The 16,165-nt window shown below is 69.6% G+C and carries 15 protein-coding genes and 1 pseudogene; 6 read left to right on the plus strand and 10 right to left on the minus strand.

Features of this window, described 5'->3' with window-relative positions; genetic code table 11:
- The first annotated feature begins 85 nt into the window (after window positions 1-85).
- Together ABZX79_RS23405 and ABZX79_RS23410 are read left to right on the plus strand one after the other, a co-directional pair.
- The gene (locus ABZX79_RS23405; RefSeq protein WP_355261016.1) at window positions 86-2,398 is read left to right on the plus strand and encodes a glycoside hydrolase family 3 N-terminal domain-containing protein; all 2,313 of its coding nucleotides are present in this window, start codon (window positions 86-88) and stop codon (window positions 2,396-2,398) included.
- Between the two features lie 637 nt (window positions 2,399-3,035).
- Window positions 3,036-3,251, plus strand: coding sequence for a hypothetical protein (locus ABZX79_RS23410; protein ID WP_355260896.1), 216 nt, complete (start codon window positions 3,036-3,038; stop codon window positions 3,249-3,251).
- A gap of 854 nt (window positions 3,252-4,105) precedes the next feature.
- Here the strand turns inward: ABZX79_RS23410 and ABZX79_RS23415 are convergent.
- Window positions 4,106-4,621 (minus strand): EF-hand domain-containing protein, encoded by a 516-nt coding sequence (locus ABZX79_RS23415; protein WP_355260899.1) that lies wholly within the window; start codon window positions 4,619-4,621, stop codon window positions 4,106-4,108.
- Window positions 4,622-4,793: 172 nt separating this feature from the next.
- On the opposite strand from ABZX79_RS23415, the gene ABZX79_RS23420 reads away from it, so the two are divergent.
- Window positions 4,794-5,156 (plus strand): DUF952 domain-containing protein, encoded by a 363-nt coding sequence (locus tag ABZX79_RS23420; protein ID WP_355260902.1) that lies wholly within the window; start codon window positions 4,794-4,796, stop codon window positions 5,154-5,156.
- A 53-nt stretch (window positions 5,157-5,209) separates the two neighbouring features.
- Here ABZX79_RS23420 and ABZX79_RS23425 read toward each other — a convergent pair.
- Window positions 5,210-6,093: pseudogene (locus tag ABZX79_RS23425) on the minus strand (aminoglycoside phosphotransferase family protein).
- 334 nt (window positions 6,094-6,427) lie between these two features.
- Window positions 6,428-7,459, minus strand: a complete 1,032-nt coding sequence (locus ABZX79_RS23430) for a saccharopine dehydrogenase NADP-binding domain-containing protein (RefSeq protein ID WP_355260905.1) — start codon at window positions 7,457-7,459, stop codon at window positions 6,428-6,430.
- Window positions 7,460-7,568: 109 nt separating this feature from the next.
- Here ABZX79_RS23430 and ABZX79_RS23435 point away from each other — a divergent pair, with 109 nt between their 5' ends.
- The gene (locus ABZX79_RS23435) at window positions 7,569-8,516 is read left to right on the plus strand and encodes a helix-turn-helix domain-containing protein (protein WP_355260908.1); all 948 of its coding nucleotides are present in this window, start codon (window positions 7,569-7,571) and stop codon (window positions 8,514-8,516) included.
- A gap of 14 nt (window positions 8,517-8,530) precedes the next feature.
- Here ABZX79_RS23435 and ABZX79_RS23440 read toward each other — a convergent pair whose 3' ends face one another.
- On the minus strand, window positions 8,531-9,193 hold the full coding sequence (locus tag ABZX79_RS23440; RefSeq protein WP_355260911.1) for a response regulator transcription factor: 663 nt from the start codon (window positions 9,191-9,193) through the stop codon (window positions 8,531-8,533).
- Entirely contained in the window at window positions 9,190-10,335 is a 1,146-nt protein-coding gene (locus tag ABZX79_RS23445; RefSeq protein WP_355260914.1) for a histidine kinase, read from the minus strand. Before ABZX79_RS23445 ends, ABZX79_RS23440 begins: the two co-directional genes overlap by 4 nt.
- A gap of 233 nt (window positions 10,336-10,568) precedes the next feature.
- Between ABZX79_RS23445 and ABZX79_RS23450 the strand changes: the two genes are divergently transcribed.
- Window positions 10,569-11,003, plus strand: a complete 435-nt coding sequence (locus ABZX79_RS23450; RefSeq protein WP_355260917.1) for a DUF6223 family protein — start codon at window positions 10,569-10,571, stop codon at window positions 11,001-11,003.
- A 184-nt stretch (window positions 11,004-11,187) separates the two neighbouring features.
- On the opposite strand, the gene ABZX79_RS23455 is transcribed toward ABZX79_RS23450, so the two are convergent.
- From ABZX79_RS23455 to ABZX79_RS23470, 4 genes are all read right to left on the minus strand, one after another.
- Window positions 11,188-11,760: a GNAT family N-acetyltransferase gene (locus ABZX79_RS23455; RefSeq protein WP_355260920.1), complete on the minus strand. Its 573-nt coding sequence runs from the start codon at window positions 11,758-11,760 to the stop codon at window positions 11,188-11,190.
- 206 nt (window positions 11,761-11,966) lie between these two features.
- Complete coding sequence (locus ABZX79_RS23460) at window positions 11,967-12,272, minus strand: hypothetical protein (RefSeq protein ID WP_355260923.1); 306 nt, start codon at window positions 12,270-12,272, stop codon at window positions 11,967-11,969.
- Window positions 12,273-12,461: 189 nt separating this feature from the next.
- On the minus strand, window positions 12,462-13,220 hold the full coding sequence (locus ABZX79_RS23465) for an MBL fold metallo-hydrolase (RefSeq protein WP_355260926.1): 759 nt from the start codon (window positions 13,218-13,220) through the stop codon (window positions 12,462-12,464).
- A gap of 143 nt (window positions 13,221-13,363) precedes the next feature.
- On the minus strand, window positions 13,364-14,416 hold the full coding sequence (locus tag ABZX79_RS23470; RefSeq protein ID WP_355260929.1) for a DJ-1/PfpI family protein: 1,053 nt from the start codon (window positions 14,414-14,416) through the stop codon (window positions 13,364-13,366).
- 334 nt (window positions 14,417-14,750) lie between these two features.
- Here ABZX79_RS23470 and ABZX79_RS23475 point away from each other — a divergent pair, with 334 nt between their 5' ends.
- Window positions 14,751-15,050 carry a hypothetical protein gene (locus ABZX79_RS23475; RefSeq protein ID WP_355260932.1) on the plus strand — a complete coding sequence of 100 codons (300 nt, stop codon included), beginning with the start codon at window positions 14,751-14,753 and terminating at the stop codon, window positions 15,048-15,050.
- 151 nt (window positions 15,051-15,201) lie between these two features.
- Here ABZX79_RS23475 and ABZX79_RS23480 read toward each other — a convergent pair whose 3' ends face one another.
- Entirely contained in the window at window positions 15,202-15,993 is a 792-nt protein-coding gene (locus ABZX79_RS23480) for an SDR family NAD(P)-dependent oxidoreductase (protein WP_355260935.1), read from the minus strand.
- Window positions 15,994-16,165: the final 172 nt, after the last annotated feature.

Consider the following 16,165-nt stretch of genomic DNA (forward strand, 5'->3'; position numbering starts at 1 on the left):
CGACAACGTGTCCGTAGAGACCAAAGCCCCCTGGCGTGACCCGGGCCTCGACGCGGCGACCCGCGCGGACGCCCTGATCGCCGCGATGACCCTCCGGGAGAAGATCGCTCAGCTCTTCGGGGTCTGGGTGGGGGCCTCCGACGAGGGCGCCGAAGTCGCACCGTTCCAGCACGACATGGAAGAACCGGTAGCCCTCGACGACCTGCTGCCGTACGGCCTCGGCCAGCTGACCCGGCCCTTCGGTACGGCCCCGGTCGACCCGGCGCTCGGCGCGCTCTCCCTGCTGCGTACGCAGAGCCGCATCGCCGAGGCGAATCGCTTCGGCATCCCGGCGCTGGCCCACGAGGAGTGCCTCGCGGGCTTCGCCACCTGGGGCGCCACCGCCTACCCCGTGCCCCTGTCGTGGGGCGCCACCTTCAACCCCGCTCTGATCCGCGAGATGGCCGCCGCCATCGGCCGGGACCTGCGCTCGGTCGGCGTGCACCAGGGGCTCGCCCCGGTCCTCGACGTCGTACGTGACGCACGCTGGGGCCGCGTCGAGGAGACCATCGGCGAGGACCCGTACCTCGTCGGAACCATCGCCACCGCCTATGTCCAGGGCCTGGAGTCCGCCGGCGTCATCGCCACCCTCAAGCACTTCGCCGGTTACTCCGCCTCCCGCGCCGGACGCAACCTCGCCCCCGTCGGCATGGGTGCGCGGGAGCGGGCCGACGTCATCCTGCCGCCGTTCGAGATGGCCGTACGGGAGAGCGGCGTACGGTCGGTCATGCACGCCTACACCGACACCGACGGCATCCCGTCCGCCGCCGACGAACGCCTGCTGACCGGGCTGCTCAGGGACACCTGGGGCTTCACCGGCACCGTCGTCGCGGACTACTTCGGGATCGCCTTCCTCAAGACGCTGCACGGTGTGGCCGGGACCTTCGGGGAGGCGGCGGGCGCCGCGCTCGGCGCGGGTGTCGACGTGGAACTGCCCACGGTCAAGACGTTCGGCGAGCCCTTGCTGAACGCGGTCGCCGAAGGCCGGGTGGACGAGGCGCTGGTGGACCGCGCGGTACGGCGGGTACTGGTCCAGAAGGCCCAGCTCGGCCTCCTCGACCCGGACTGGAGCGCGGTGCCGGAGGCACTGACCGGGACTGATGGAGGCACGAGCGCCGACTCGGGCGCTCTGCGCGGGACGATCCACCTGGACACGGACGACAACCGGGCCCTGGCCCGGCGCGTCGCCGAACAGGCTGTCGTCCTGCTCCACAACGACGGCACGCTGCCGCTGGACCGGTCCGCGCCCCCGCGCCGGATCGCGCTGATCGGCCCCAACGCCGAGGCCCCGACAGCGGTCCTGGGCTGCTACGCCTTCCCCGTCCACGTCGGGGGCCAGCACCCCGAGGTTCCCCTGGGGATCGAACTGCCGACCCTGCGCGAGGCACTGGCGGCGGAGTTCCCCGGCAGCGAGATCGTGGTGGCGGCCGGTGCGAGTGTCGACGGCACCGACACCGGCGGGCTCGCCGAGACCGCCGAACTGGCCCGGGGCGCGGACCTCGTGGTGGCCGCGCTGGGCGACCGTGCCGGCCTCTTCGGCCGCGGCACCAGCGGCGAGGGGTGCGACGCCGAGTCCCTCGCCCTGCCCGGCGTACAACAGCAGCTGCTCGACACGCTGCTCGACACCGGCACACCGGTTGTCGTGACGCTGCTGGCCGGACGGCCGTACGCGCTGGGGCGGGCGGCGACGGAATCCGCCGCTGTCGTCCAGTCCTTCTTCCCCGGCGAGGAGGGTACGACGGCCATCGCCTCCGTACTCAGCGGACGCACCGCCCCGGCCGGGCGTCTCCCCGTCAGCGTCCCCCGGCACCCGGGTGCCCAGCCGTCCACGTACCTGGCGGCACGACTGGGCCATTCGAGCGAGGTCTCCAGCATCGACCCGACACCGGCCTTCGGCTTCGGGCACGGGCTGACGTACACCACGTTCGAGTGGACCGATCTCGGCATGGACGGCGATGTGGCGGCCACGGACGGCGAGTTCCGGTTTTCCTGCACCGTCCGCAACACCGGTACGCGCGAGGGCACCGAGCTCGTACAGCTGTATCTGCACGACCCCGTCGCCTCGGTGGTGCAGCCCCTCCAGCGGCTCATCGGCTACGTCCGCCTGGACCTCGCCGCCGGCCAGGCCGTACGGATCCACGCGACGATCCCCGCCGACGTGGCGTCGTTCACCGGCCGCGAAGGGCGACGCCTCGTGGAGCCGGGGGAGTTGGAGCTGCGCTTCAGCGCGTCGAGCACCGATCCGCGGCTGACGGCACGGGCCATGCTGACCGGGCCCGTACGGGAAGTGGACCATCACCGGCGGCTGCACGCGGAGTTCAAGGTGGAGCCGCAGCCGCAGCCGCAGCCGACGCCGTGACGGTGACGACCTGAAGCCCGCCGCCCGCCGCCCGCAGGTCGCCACGGCGAAGGACCCGGTCCTGCGGGAGCTGCCCGTGCCGTGGGGCAATCGGCTCTGGCTGCTGGTGGTCATGGGGGCAATCTGGGGGTTCGGGGCCTGGCTGCGCTACCGCAGGCTCCGCACGGGAGTGCGGCTGAATGTGCGTTCGCTGATCCGCCGCGAACTGTGGGCCCGTATCGTCCTCGGCCAGGCGGCCTGGACCATGCTCTGCTCCCTGCTGATCACCCAGGTGCCCTGGACCGACCGCTCCTGCCGCAGATCCTGTTCTGGACGGGACTGGTGGTGCCTTGGCTCACGATGTCCTACGACCACCGGAAGACGCGCTGACCTTCGGACGGGGGCACCGCTGCTCCCAGCGTGCCGGTGGTGGTGGGACGGGCCTGCGAACGGGCCGTTGGGGAGCTGGTCCCACCACCGGGCGATGGATCGGGTGGGCGGCGGCCGGGGGGTGTGGGGGCTGGCGGAGGTCAGCCGGTCGGCACCTGGCTGCTGCAGACGAAGCCGTTCACTCTTCTGCTTCGCTGAGGTGGCCGCATCCAGGGGCAGGTGATCGGCTGGCCGGGAGATCCTGTTCCAGCACGCACTGGAGAACCAGATGTTCAAGCACATCGTGGGAGCGACTGTAGCTGCGGCTTTGGCAGCGGCTGCGGTGCTCAGCCTGTCCAACGTGGCCACAGCCCAGCCCCTCATCCCGAAGGACGGGCAGCACACACAAATCGCTGCCCCCGACGAGGACGAAGACGACCTCGACTTCGACTTCGACAACATTCTTGACGGGATCTTCGACGACATCGGAGACATTGGCGGCTGAAGGGGCGGATGGCGGTGAGGAGGACACGCGCTGGCGGACGGTGGTGAGGCCCGAAGTCTGCTGGGCTCTGCGCCGAAGCTGTCGGCAGCAGCCGCGACGTTGGGATCGTGCCTGGGGTGAGGCCCAAGGGCGGGCGTGGGGCTGGTAGGGGTGGGGGGCGTGGCTGGTCGCGTTGCTCTGCGCGGGGGAGCTGCAGCCGGGGGGGAGCGGGCGCAGGCCCTGGTGGCCGGTGGTGCGGCTCTGGCTTGTGGCGTGCTGTGGGTGGTGGTCCTGGCTTTGTGCGGCTGGATGAGCGCTGCGGATCGCGCATCTCATTGCCGTGTTCGTGCCAGTGTCCGCGCCGGCGCTTGCTACCACGGCTGCCGTGCCGATGACCGGAAGGGGGCTCGGCATGCTGCGGCGGGCGATCAGAGGAGTGCTGGAGACCGCGCCGGGCCGCGAAGAGGCTTCGGCTGTACGCGCTGCCCCTTGGCGGTGCCGTGGTTGTCCGGGCGGCACAGCCGCATGTGAGAGGTGAGTTGGCCGGTAGGCACGCACGTATCGTCTGACCCGGCACGACGGGGCCGCTCACCGCAACCCGAAGTGCCCACTCGGACGGCCACCGACGATCAGGAACGGCCACGAGCGCACACGTCGGCCCTCCCGGGGGGAGGCCGGGAGGGACGGCGTGGCTCCGCCCACGTGGCGGCACGCAGGCGGGGCCGGGTTGAGGGATCTCTGCCTAGGGGGGAAGAGGATCACCGCCGTCACAGCATTGCACTGCTTTCAGCCACACAACAGAGTTGTGACTGGAATGCGTTGCGGGCGGTCAGCAGGTCCGCGGTCAAGGCCGGGCAGGGGCGTCGGCGTTTCGCTCAGCGGCGGCTCGTACTGTTGTGAAGGGCTTCGGCCATGGGAGATGCGCCGTCAGTGACGTAGGCGCGGATCGAGGCCAGATACGCGGCCCGGTCGATGCGTCCGTCGCCGTCGGCGTCCAGTGCCTCGAACGCCGTATTGGCATGGTCGAGCGGGTTTCCCAGCGCTTCACGCAGCCGTGTGAACTCCGCCTGGCTCAGAGCTCCGTCCGAGTCGGTGTCGGCGAGATCGAACAGCGACCCCAGTGCCTGCCTGCAAACCTCGTCGAAGGCATCGGCGCCCGCCCAAGCCGCGTACTCCTCGAAGGTCACCTTCCCGTCGTCGTTCGCGTCCATCGACGCGTACACCCGCTCATGAGCCGTGCGAGCGAGGGAGACAAGAGGGTCATCCCTGTCACGTCCCGTCGCCGCCGCCGCACGTTCGGGGCGTGCGAGGTACTCTTGGCGGGAGATGACACCGTCACCGTCCGCATCCAACATGGTGAAGATGTCCCTCTTAGCGGCGATGGCATCCATAAGGGTTCCTTTCGAGAACTGTGGACTCGGTCGGAGTCGCGGAGATCAGCTCAACACGGGCTCGCATCAGGCACGTACGGCGTCACCAAAATCCCCCCGATCGAGTCGTCCCCGGGGTGAGGCGGTGTCGGCGTACCGGAAGCATGGCGGCCGAATCCGCTATAACAGGCCCATGCTCTATCACGTAGTCGCTCTCGGTGACTGGCTTGCCGACGCGCAGCTGCCCTACGCGCCCGCCTCTTTGGTGAAGGACGGGTCCGTGCACTGCTCTCCCAACGAGGAAGCGGTTTTGGCAGTCGCCACCCGCTTCCACGGCGGGGTGGCCGGTCCGCTCGTCGCCCTGCTCATCGATGAGACGAGACTCGATGCCCCCGTGAAGTGGGTGACCCCTGCTCCGGGCTCGCCTCTGGCTCAGGCGCCCGGAGCCTTGTTTCCGCGTGTCCTGGGGCCCGTCAACCGTGACGCGGTGGTCGGACTGATGGAAATCGTGCGAGACGAAGACGGCCGAGCTCAAGAGCTGGTTCCCCGGGACTGACACCAGCGGCCGAGGGCGGCGACTCAGCTGCGAGCAGGGCTCGCCGCATTCGGCTAACCGATGAGGGCCTGGGTGATCTGGCGGGTGGTCTGCGTGGCGACCCGGGGGCTGACGGCGGCGTAGGCCGTGTAGGCGTTCAGGCCGGTGGCCAGCGCCCAGCCGCGGCCCCGGGCCCACGTGGCGTCGTCCACGCCGAGCGCGGAGCGGAAGGCGGCCCGGTTTTCGACCGACATCAGGGTGAAGGCGATGGTCAGGTCGCACGCAGGGTCACCGACGCCGAGCCCCCCGAAGTCGATGACCGCGCTGAGTTTGCCGTCGACGGTCAGCAGGTTGCCGGTGTGGAAGTCACCGTGGAACCAGACCGCCGGGCGTTCCCACCCGGGGCGCGCAGTGCCGCGTCCCAGAGCTCGGTCATGGCTACTGCGTCGAACGCACCGTCGACCTCCGCGATAGCGGCCCGCGTCGCGCCGTCCCGGTCGGCCAGCGGCCGGCCGGTGAGATCCTCGCGGGCGTCCTCGGGCGCGAACTGCTGAAGCGCGGTCAGGAACTCCGCCAGCTTGACGGTCGGCTCGGACGAGTCGGCCAATGCCTCGGCGGTCGCCACCTCGCCGTCCAGCCAGCGGGACACCGACCAAGGCCATGGATAGTCGAAGTCGGGCTCACCCAATCCCACTGGTATGGGGATGGCCAGTGGCAGGTGTGGGGCGAGCCGGGGCAGCCACTCGGACTCCTTCCTGGCCTGCCCGATGGCACCAGCGTGGTGGGGCAGCCGGACGGACAGCTTCTCGCCCAGCCGGTAGATCACATGGTCGGAGCCGGCCGGGTCGAGCAAGTCCAGGGGCAGCTGGGCCCACTGAGGGAACTGCGTATCGACCAGGCGCCTGACCAGTGCGGCATCGATCGCGGGGCGGGTGTTCGCCGTTTCCTCGGTTGCCAAGAACAGCTCCTGGTGTCGGCCCGTCCGTGCGGCGGGCAGCCAGGGCCATCGCAGTGCATCGCGGGCTCGCCTGTCGAACGTAATTCCCGACTGGCCCGTAATCCCGTAACCCGCTCGCGGATTTCACCTCCCTGAACCTCATCCCGTCATTGCCTCTTCGACGGCGTTCAGGACCTTGATGTGGTGCGCCTGTTGGAGGCTTTCACGGGCGCCGCCGGCAGGTCAGCAATCCGACGACGCGTACTGGGTTCACCCCCAAGAGGCGCGCATCGAATCGATCCCCAGAGCAGATGGCATTCGTGGCGCCGGGCCAACTGCACGAGCGCGTGGCCGGTCAGTGCGGAAGCTCAACCGACAGGTGCGGGCTCAGCGCCCGGAGGAAGTCCGCCGCGTCGAACACCGCGCCGGCCGACGCTACGCCCGTTGTCCGCGTGTGCCCGGCCAGGATTCGATGGACGGCCTCCACCACCAGTGGTGCGGTGACCGCGTAGATGTCCTGGCCATGGGCCGTGGCGCGCCGCTCGATGCCACCTGACCGGACCAGGACGTCGACGACGAAAATCTGGTTCGACCGCCCCAGAGCGTCGACCGGCTCCGGCGCCGGCGTGTCCTCTTCGGCCAAGTCTCTGGCGGCTTCGACGGCCATGTGGGTGCGGACTTCCGGCACGGCCAAGTGGCTGGGAACGGTGACGACATCGGCCATGGTGAACTCCGAGATCACCGCTCGTCGGCCCAGTGGCTCCGGGAAAAGCCAGTCCTGCTGTGATGCCTTGTCGTCGTGGTACTGCAGCGCGCCGTCCGTGAACCGGACCCGACGGCCCGCGCGACGCTGATGAGACACCTGACCGGCTGCCCGAGTGCCCGCTGTGGGGTGCCAGCTGCTCAACCCGTACGCGACGTGCGCCACGTCCGCGGCAGTCCACTCTCCCATCGCCGCGGTCACCAACAGGTCGCCCAGTCCACCGTAGAAAGCCATCGCCGGCACCACGAGTGTGTCTGCCTTACGGGCCGCCTCCCCATAGTCGGCGAACATCGCGGCATTCGCCTCGATCTCCGCCGCGACGTCGACGTACGGAATCCCGGCGCGCAACGCTGCCTCGACGACAGGGCCCCCGGTCACCGCGAACGGACCTGCGCAGTTGACGACAGCCGCTGCGCCGGCGAGGGCCCGGTCCAGTGAGCTCGCGTCGTCAACGGTGGCCGGCCGTACGAGCACATCTGGCCACTCGGCCGCCAGCACCTCCAGCTGAGCTGCGTCACGACCGGAGATGACAGTAGCGAAGCCACGCCTTCGTAGTTCGGCGACGATGAAGCGACCGGTGTGCCCTGTCGCCCCGTAAACCACCACTGCGGCCGTCTTGTTCATCGTTCCCCGATCCTGATCCCGATCATGATGTGCGGATGAGTGCCAGTCTCGTCGCAGGCGGGACCCGACTGTGATGGTCCGGAAGGACATCACACGTACACTTTCGGACATGCCAACTGTCGCGCTGCTGGCCGCCGGTCGCCTGTTGCACTTCGAGCTGGCGGTGGCCTACGAGATCTTCGGCAATCCCCCGCGCGAAGCCACGGAGGGCTGGTACGACGTACTGCTCTGCGGGCCAGGGCCGGTGCAGGTCGGCCCGTTCATGGTTGAGCCTGACCACGGGCTGGAGAGCGTGGTCGACGCCGACACTGTGATCGTGCCTGCGTGCGCCGACATCGACGATCCGCCGCCGACGGAGCTGATCGAAGCCGTGCGTGCGGCCCATGAGTCGGGGGCCCGGGTCGCCTCCCTCTGTACCGGAGCGTTCGTGCTCGGCGCCGCGGGCCTGCTGGACGGTCGCAGGGCCACCACCCACTGGGCTCATGCCGCGGAGTTGAGTGCACGCCATCCGCATGCCGTGGTCGACCCGGATGTGCTGTACACGGACAATGGCAGTGTGCTCACGGCCGCCGGCAAGGCCGCCGCCGTAGACCTCTGCCTCCATCTGATCCACCTCGACCACGGCGCCACCATCGCCAACTCCGTCGCCCGTCGCCTCGTCATGCCGCCACATCGCCCCGGTGGTCAGGCCCAGTTCGTGGCTACGCCGCTGCAGGTCACGGGCGACCACACGCTTGCCCACCTGCTCGCCTGGGTCCAGGAACGACTGGACCGGCCGCTGACAGTGACCGACATGGCGCGGAAGGCGAACACGAGCCCGCGCCATCTCGGACGGCAGTTCCGGTCAGTGATGGGGCAGACGCCGATTCAGTGGCTCCTGACTCAGCGCGTACGTCGCGCGCAGGAGCTGCTGGAGGCCACCGACGAGAGCATCGAGGCGGTTGCCCTCGCCACCGGCATGGGTACCGCCACGACACTTCGGCGCCAGTTCAAACGGATCGTAGGGGTCCCACCGGACAGCTACCGGCGCTCGTTTCGCAGCGCAAAGCCTGCCTAACCGGTACGTCGATGTCAGCGGTTGCGTGGGGTTACCAGGCCGGATTCGTAGGCGAGGACCACGAGTTGCGCGCGGTCACGGGCGTAGAGCTTGGCCATGGCCCGGTTGATGTGGGTCTTCGCGGTCAGGGGACTGATCACCATGCGGGCGGCGATCTGGTCGTTGGACAGGCCCTGCGCGACCAGGGCGACGGCCTCGCGTTCGCGGGTGGTCAGCTCTTTCAGCCCCGTTTCGGCGCCCGTGTGGAGCGGCTGGGTGACGTACCGGTTGATCAGCTTGCGGGTGATCGACGGTGCGAGCAGGGCGTCGCCGCGCGCGGCGACGCGTACGGCGTGCAGGAAGTCTTCCGGCACGATGTCCTTGACGAGGAATCCGGCGGCACCGGCCCGCAGCGCGTTGAAGACGTACTCGTCCAAGCCGTAGTTGGTGAGGATGACGACGTGCACCTGGGCGAGAGCCGGGTCCGCGGCAATGAGCCGGGTCGCCTCGATGCCGTCGATGACCGGCATCGAGATGTCGATGAGAGCGACGTCGGGCAGGTGCTCCTTGGCCAGAGCCACGCCTTCCTTCCCGTCCGCGGCCTCGGCCACCACCTCGATGTCGTCTTCGAGGTCGAGGAGTGCGCGGAATCCGCTGCGCAGGAGCGGCTGGTCGTCGACCAGCAGGACACGGATCACGGCGTGCGCTCCACGGGCAGTTCAGCCTGGACGGTGAAGCCGCCCTCGCTGCGCGGTTCCGCGCGCAGGCGACCGCCGAGGATGGTGACTCGTTCCCGCATGCCGAGCAGCCCGACGCCGGGCACCGGGGCGGTGTCCGGGGTGGCCTTGCCGTCGTCATCGATTCGTATGGTCAGGGCGTTCGGACGGTAGTCGATGCGGACCGACGCGGTAGCGGCGGCGGCGTGACGGGCGATGTTCGTGAGCGACTCCTGAACGATCCGGTAGGCGGTCCGGTCCACCGCGGCCGGCACGTCGTGTCGTTGTCCTTCGATCGTCAGTGTCGCGTCCAGTCCGGTCGTACGGGCACGTTCCACCAGCTCCGGGAGGTGGCCGAGCCCTTGGGGCGGGGTGCTCTCGTCGTCGCGCAGCGCCTCCAGGGTCGCTCGCAGTTCCCGGGTTGCCTCACGACCTGCCTCCCGGATGGCGAGTAGGGCCTCCGGCACCGGTTCGCCCCGCTTGCGGGCCACGTGGACGGCAGCCTCGGCCTGCACCTTGATGACCGAGATCTGGTGGGTGAGCGAATCGTGCAGCTCCCGCGCGATGTGCAGCCGCTCCTCGTCGGCGCGGCGCCGCGCGGTCTCTTCCCGGGTACGCTCGGCCTCGTCCGCCCGCTGCTCGGCCTGCCGCAGCGCTTCCCCCGCGGCGCCGGCCGCGATCAACCAGGCCAGCTCGAGGGCGCCTCGGGCCTGCGCGAACGCCTCGGCCGTGTCTCCCGTGTTGCGCGTGTCGTACAGGGAGGAGGCCAGGGCCGCGAGCGGGAGAGTGGCCAGCATGGTCACGGACGCCGCCACCGTGATGGTGCGGTGTCCGGCACGCATGGCGGCGTACACCGCGAACAGGAACGCGACGGCAGGCACGTCGAAACCGGCCGCCTGGTAACCCACCGCGCACAGCCCGGTGACCGCCAGGACGGGAACCGGAGCCCGGCGGCCGGCAGCCAGGGCCAGGCCGCCGCCCGCCAGCAGCGCGTAGCCGAGCAGCCCGAGGTTCGTGGCGGTGTGCTGCCCGGACAGCCCGGCGACCAGCAAGGTCGCCGCCACGCCGACGGAGATCACCCAGTCTCTGACATCGGCCCGAACACCGAACCGTCCTTTGCTCATGCGCGCACCCTAGCCGGATGTCGCTGAGGGCGAGTCCCGCTCGCGGATGAGCGGCGGCCTACCGCGCACGCAGTACTTTCGCGGCGCCTGCGGCGTCCGCAGCAACCAGGTGCGCCATCGGCGGCAGCGCGAAGTGCCTCCGTCTGCTGGACGACGGGCGGTGCGCCCGGAGACAAGATCAGGCGACATCCAAACCTCGGAAACGAGACGCACGAAGATATGAGGAGAGGCACATGAGCTCATCAGGAGTCCTGACGTCAGTCCGACTTGCGCTTGCCGTGGCCGGAGCCGCCCTGCTCGGGGTGTTCGGGCTTGCCGCACCGGCGGCCGCGCAAGTCTCCGTCGCCGCCGGTGGTATCGGCACCGGCTCTGGGCGGCTCGGGGCCATCGTGGCCGCCGTGGTGGGCCTGATCGGCATGGTCATCGGTGGGCTGGCTCTGGCCCGCTCCGCCGGTCGTATCGGCACCGGCTCAGGGAGAAACGGGGCCATGGTGGCCATGGTGGTGGGGCTGATCGCCATGGCCCTCGCTGGGCTGCATCTGGCCACGTCCACCGGTGGTTTCGGCACCGGCAACGGGCGAGCCGGGGCCATCGTGGCCGCCGTGGTGGGGCTGACCGGCATAGCCCTGGGCGGGCTGGCTCTGGCCCGCTCCCACCGCACCGGCTGACGCCTGCTGACGCCTGCTGACCGGAGCATCGGTGTGACGCCGTCCGCCCGGATGCGCTGGTGGCATCTCCACGCACCGGTTCGCTGGGACCCGTCAGGATGGACTCGGGATGTCGCGGTTCCACTTCCGGCGTTTGTTCGTGCGCGGACTGTCGAGATCACCAGTTGCTGTTGCCAGCCGGTCTTCAGCGCAGGTCGAGCCGCATCAGGACCCTGGGGTGACCGGCCAGTACCGAGGTGGTGTCGGCTGCGTGGGTGAACCCGGCGCGCTCGAAGTTCTTCCGGAGCCCGGCGTACGCCATCGTCATGTCGACCTTGGCGTCACCGTTGTCGAGGGGGTACGCCTCGACCGCCGGTGCGCCGTGGGCGCGGGCGAACTCGACCGCGCCGGCGATGAGGGCGTGCGAGACGCCCCTCTTTCGATGACCGGGGCGTACGCGGATGCACCACAGCGACCAGACTGGCAGGTCGTCGATGTGCGGGATTTTACGGTTGCGCGCGAAGGAGGTGTCCGAGCGCGGTGCCACGGCGGCCCAGCCGACCGGCTCGTCGTTGTCGTAGGCGAGCACGCCCGGAGGGGGTTGTGTACGGCACAGCTCGGCGACGTACTCACCGCGGGCCGGTCCGCGCAGCTCGTTGTTGAGCTTGGACGGGATCCGGTAGCTCAGGCACCAGCAGACGTTGGCTCCCGGTGACTTCGGACCGAGTACCTCACGGACATCCTCGAAGACCGAAGCCGGGCGAACTTCGATGGTCATGGCACCACGATGTCACGACGTACGTGGCGGCGCTGCTCAGCCTTCGGTGGCATGGACTCGCAGGGGCGTCCTCACCTTCCCCGACGGCTGGTGTTCCAGGCCCAGCGCGACGGGAACACCACGTACCGAGCCCTCACCGCACCCCCCGCCCACGGAACGCCAGGTGTAGATCATGCGGGCACTGAGCACCTGGATCGCGGACGACGTCAGGCGCCGCCGCCGGTGACCCCTGGGGCGACGAAGCGCCGGTGCAGCGGGAAGAAATTCGGCTGGGGTTCGCTCTGCACGCCCAGTTCACCCTTGAGTACGGGCGCGATCCTTTCGGCGATGAACCGGTTGAAGTGGTCCTCCGACTCCCAGATGTCGAGCACGTTGAGGCCGTCGGAGACGAACCACGCGGCGTGCAGCACGCACCCGTCCGGGGAGTCCTCCTCCCATCGCACCCGCTGGCGCACCGTGTCGTAGATGTCGGGGGTGATCTCGGGCCAGGAAAAGGTCATCACGACAGCCATGGGAATCCCTCTCGATCGCCTGTACGCGGCGCGGTCGGCTGACACGCGGCTTCGCACGACGACGACGTTAGGCGGACCACCCCACCCGGGCACTCCAGCGCGTCCATATGGGGGCCGGCGTACGGTTGACCGCTACCTGGGGCAACCGCGACACCCTCGACCCGAGAGCGGCATCGGGCGGGGTGCCGTCTACGAGCTCGCAGGCTCCGTTCGTTGTAGCAATCGGCCCTTCGCTGCCAATGTGTGCAGTCGGTGTTCTTCCCTGTTCGCCCAGCGGCGCACGCGCTCGGGGTCGAGCGCGGTGCCGTGGCCCACATGCAGCCTGGCCGGGTTCAGCGCCAGCATCTCGCGGAGGCTGGCCAGGTTGCGCAGTGGGTCGTCGTGGAAGGGAGGATTGGCCGGCCTGCCGGTGATGAGGCCCATGAAGGAGTTGGCCACCAGGTCGCCGGCGACGAGATCCCCCGTGTCGGTGAGGACGGACACCGAGCCGGCGGTGTGCCCCGGGGTGGGCATGATGCGAGCGTCGACTCCGTAGTCCGACAGGCTCGTCTCGCCCGTGAGGAGCACATCGGGTTCGACCCGCTCCACGGTGACGTGCATGGCCTTGCTCCGCTTCATGAGTCGTCCTGTCGCGCCGGTCGGCAGGTACGGCTGGCGGGAACGACCCGTGCGGTACGGGCCCAGGTCGGCGGCATGGCCTGCGACCGGAGCACCGGTGAGCCGGCGCAGTTCGGCGGCGGAGCCGAAGTGGTCGATGTGGCCGTGCGTCAGGACGATGAGGGCGATGTCCTGGGGATCCACTCCGTGCTGGGCGACCTGGTCATAGATCTTGCGGCCGCTGCCGGGCGTTCCCGCGTCGACGATCACCGGGCGTCGGCCGAGCACCAGGTAGGTGTTGATCGCGTGCTTTCCCAGGACGGGCATGGGGATGATCTTCGTATCGGACATGAGTGGTCCTCCATAGTGTGTGTTTCCGCCTCGTCTTGAGCGCGGCTCATGCTCTTCGGGGCGCGCCGCAGCCCGCAGGCGCGTCGCGCGTACATCGGCTCTGTCCTCGCCGGGGGCCGCGAGCGGCGGGACTCTCTTCGCGGTCAGTGCGCGGGGATGCCGTCGGGCGTGCTGGGAGAGCCGAGAGGGAACGCGTCGTCGGTCTCGGCGGCGGATGGCGACCGGAAGCGGCGCCGGTATTCGGCCGGAGTGGTGACGAGTCGGCGCCGGAATGCCCGGTGCAGGGTCTCCACGGAGCCGAGGCCGCTGGCGGCTGCTACTTCGGGCAGGCTGCGGTCGGTCTCTTCCAGGAGGCGTCGTGCGGCCTCCACCCGGGCGGCTTCGATGTAGGAGGCAGGCGTGCTGCCGGTACGCTGCCGGAACAGTCGCGCGGCATGGCGCACGCTCAGGTGCATCCGCTCGGCGAGTACGTCGATGGACAGGTCGTCCGCGAGATGGTCGGCGATCCACAGGCGCAGCCCATCGATCCGGTCGTCCGCGGGTGAGTGGATCGACAGCGGCACGCTGAACTGGCTCTGCCCACCGGGCCGCTTGACGTACATGACCATCATGCGGGCAGTGGCGAGCGCCAGCGCCTGGCCATGGTCCTCGGCAACCATAGCCAGGGCCATGTCCATTCCGGAGGTGACACCCGCACAGGTCCACACCTGCCCGGACCGGATGAAAATCGGGTCCGGATCGACGACGATCCGCGGATGGTCGGCGGCGAGCCGGTCCGCTGTCAGCCAGTGGGTTGTGGCGGCCATTCCGTCCAGGATCCCCGCCGCGGCCAGCAGGTGTGCACCCGCGCACACCGAGGCGGTCCTGCGGGCCCGGGGCGCGGCAGTACGCAGCCACTCGACGACAGTGGCGTCGATCACCGGCTCGACGCCCTCTTCGGCCAGCTTGATCGCCCCCGACACGAGCAGGGTGTCCACCTCCCCGCGCACCTCCTCCAAGGCGACGTCGGCCACCACTCGGACCCCACTGGAGGTGCGCAGTTCGCCGGTGCGGGCCGCCGCGATCTCCACCCGGTAGCCGGGACGGCCTGCCCCGGCAATGCCGGAGGCGACGGCGAAGACCTCGGCCGGACCGGTGACGTCCAGGAGTTCCACGCCGGGAAAGGCGACGATGACGACTCTGCGTGCTTCGGGCATGCCGCCAATGGTTCAGGCATATGCGTGCGGCCGCAATGACCATTCTCTGTCAGATCCGGCCACGGAAGCCGCCACATTGCAGCATGAGCCGAAGAAGGCCGGTCAAGGGCCCGGACAGTAACCGTGCTCCCGATGTGCTCGGCACGGTGGGGGGAAAGCGACGCCGGCTCCGTCTTCCGGGCCGGCCGGCAGCCGTCGAAGTTGTCGCAACTCGGTCCTGGCGTCGTGCATCACCGCCGATCGGAAGGCGCGTTGTACGGCGGGGCCCCAGGGCCACTCGGAGTGGACCTTCCGCTCCAAGGAGACCCCGGCGGGCCGGGCGACCTTCCCGCCGATGCTCAACCTCGGCTTCGACGCGCACACCGAACTGACCGGTGATGTGCGGGCCGGAAAGCGGCTGGAGCGCGGCATCTTCTCCGAGTACGTCGGGGGAGTGGCGGGCACCGGGAAGATCAACGGTGGCATGCTGGAGATCTCGTACGACGACGGCAAGACGTGGAGGTCCGTCGAACCAGGCGGCGTACGTGTGAAGTCGGCAGCCTGGAAAGGTTCGGTCCGGGTGCCGAAGGACCTGCAGTACATCTCGCTGCGAGCTTCGGCGGCCGATGACCGGGGCGGCTCGGTCAGGCAGTAAAACATCCGCGCTGTGGGTGTGGCTGAGCAGACGAAGTAACAGAGCAACAGCGCAGGGACCGGTGCGGCCCATCCGCCGCACTGGTCCCTGCCCGCTCCCGGCTCGCATGGCGTGGCACGGCGGCGAGTGTGCCGGACAGTGAGCCGTGGTGTCAGCGTTTGTGGCGCTGGCCTTTGACGAGTTGTTCGGTGGTCTTGTCCGCGCCGATGCTGCGTTGGACGGCGGCGGTCAGGCTTGGCGCGGCGCCGCCGAGCAGGGCGATCAGGCGCAGGTTCAGCGGTGCCACGTCGACCTCGGTGAGGTTCTTCTCGATGGCGCGTATGGTCGCGCGCGCCACGTCCTGCGGCGAACGGGTTCCGATCCCGCGGGGCAGGGTTGCGCCGGAGTCGGCGAACATGCCCGCGTCGCTGATGAAGCCGGGGAAGACGGTCGAGACGCCGACGTTGTGGGGCCGCATGTCCTCGCGCAGGGCGAGGGCGAAGCCGCGTATCCCGAACTTGGTGGCGTTGTAGAGGGAGGACTGCCCGGACGCGGTCTTGCCGGAGAGCGAGGAGATGAAGACCAGGTGACCGCGGCGGCGGGCGGCCATGTGTTGCCCGGCCAGCTTCGCCATCACGATGGGCGCGCGGAGGTTGACGTCGAGCGCGCGGTCGATGTCGCCGATGGAGTAGTCGGCCAGCAGACCGTTCGCCGGCAGCGCGGCATTGGCCACGAGAACGTCGATCTCGCCTGCCGCCGCCAGCAGTTCCTCGATCGCGTCCCGGTCGGCCAGGTCGGTGGGGATGGCCCGGCCTCCCAGTTTCTCGGCCAGCGGCTCAAGCAGGTCGGTACGGCGCCCGGTGAGCACCATCTCACCGCCCCGGGCGGCCAGATCCACCGCCAGTGCCTGCCCGATCCCGCCGGTGGCGCCCGTCAACAGCACCTTCGCGCCGCGCAGATCCATGTCATGTACTCCTGTCTTGGCTGCCCTGAATACCGACCTCATGCATCCGCGGGGGTCGTAACTCGCAGAACGCGGCGCCGTCGAACGGCGCGAGCTCCCGTACATCGAACGGTGAGAGATTCCTGGCGATGGCAATGGGGTCGTGACCGCGTTTGCCCCACCCTGACATGCA

Source organism: Streptomyces sp. NPDC002994 (genome assembly GCF_040611155.1).
Lineage (GTDB): Bacteria > Actinomycetota > Actinomycetes > Streptomycetales > Streptomycetaceae > Streptomyces.

Excerpts from the sequence above, each read along its gene's own strand:
- ABZX79_RS23465 (WP_355260926.1), bottom strand. The coding sequence starts at position 13,220 with ATGTCCGATACGAAGATCATCCCCATGCCCGTCCTGGGAAAGCACGCG.
- ABZX79_RS23405 (WP_355261016.1), top strand. The coding sequence starts at position 86 with ATGACCCTCCGGGAGAAGATCGCTCAGCTCTTCGGGGTCTGGGTGGGG.
- ABZX79_RS23430 (WP_355260905.1), bottom strand. The coding sequence starts at position 7,459 with ATGAACAAGACGGCCGCAGTGGTGGTTTACGGGGCGACAGGGCACACC.
- ABZX79_RS23455 (WP_355260920.1), bottom strand. The coding sequence starts at position 11,760 with ATGACCATCGAAGTTCGCCCGGCTTCGGTCTTCGAGGATGTCCGTGAG.
- ABZX79_RS23475 (WP_355260932.1), top strand. The coding sequence starts at position 14,751 with ATGCTCAACCTCGGCTTCGACGCGCACACCGAACTGACCGGTGATGTG.
- ABZX79_RS23470 (WP_355260929.1), bottom strand. The coding sequence starts at position 14,416 with ATGCCCGAAGCACGCAGAGTCGTCATCGTCGCCTTTCCCGGCGTGGAA.
- ABZX79_RS23460 (WP_355260923.1), bottom strand. The coding sequence starts at position 12,272 with ATGGCTGTCGTGATGACCTTTTCCTGGCCCGAGATCACCCCCGACATC.
- ABZX79_RS23415 (WP_355260899.1), bottom strand. The coding sequence starts at position 4,621 with ATGGATGCCATCGCCGCTAAGAGGGACATCTTCACCATGTTGGATGCG.
- ABZX79_RS23420 (WP_355260902.1), top strand. The coding sequence starts at position 4,794 with ATGCTCTATCACGTAGTCGCTCTCGGTGACTGGCTTGCCGACGCGCAG.
- ABZX79_RS23480 (WP_355260935.1), bottom strand. The coding sequence starts at position 15,993 with ATGGATCTGCGCGGCGCGAAGGTGCTGTTGACGGGCGCCACCGGCGGG.
- ABZX79_RS23435 (WP_355260908.1), top strand. The coding sequence starts at position 7,569 with ATGCCAACTGTCGCGCTGCTGGCCGCCGGTCGCCTGTTGCACTTCGAG.
- ABZX79_RS23445 (WP_355260914.1), bottom strand. The coding sequence starts at position 10,335 with ATGAGCAAAGGACGGTTCGGTGTTCGGGCCGATGTCAGAGACTGGGTG.
- ABZX79_RS23410 (WP_355260896.1), top strand. The coding sequence starts at position 3,036 with ATGTTCAAGCACATCGTGGGAGCGACTGTAGCTGCGGCTTTGGCAGCG.
- ABZX79_RS23450 (WP_355260917.1), top strand. The coding sequence starts at position 10,569 with ATGAGCTCATCAGGAGTCCTGACGTCAGTCCGACTTGCGCTTGCCGTG.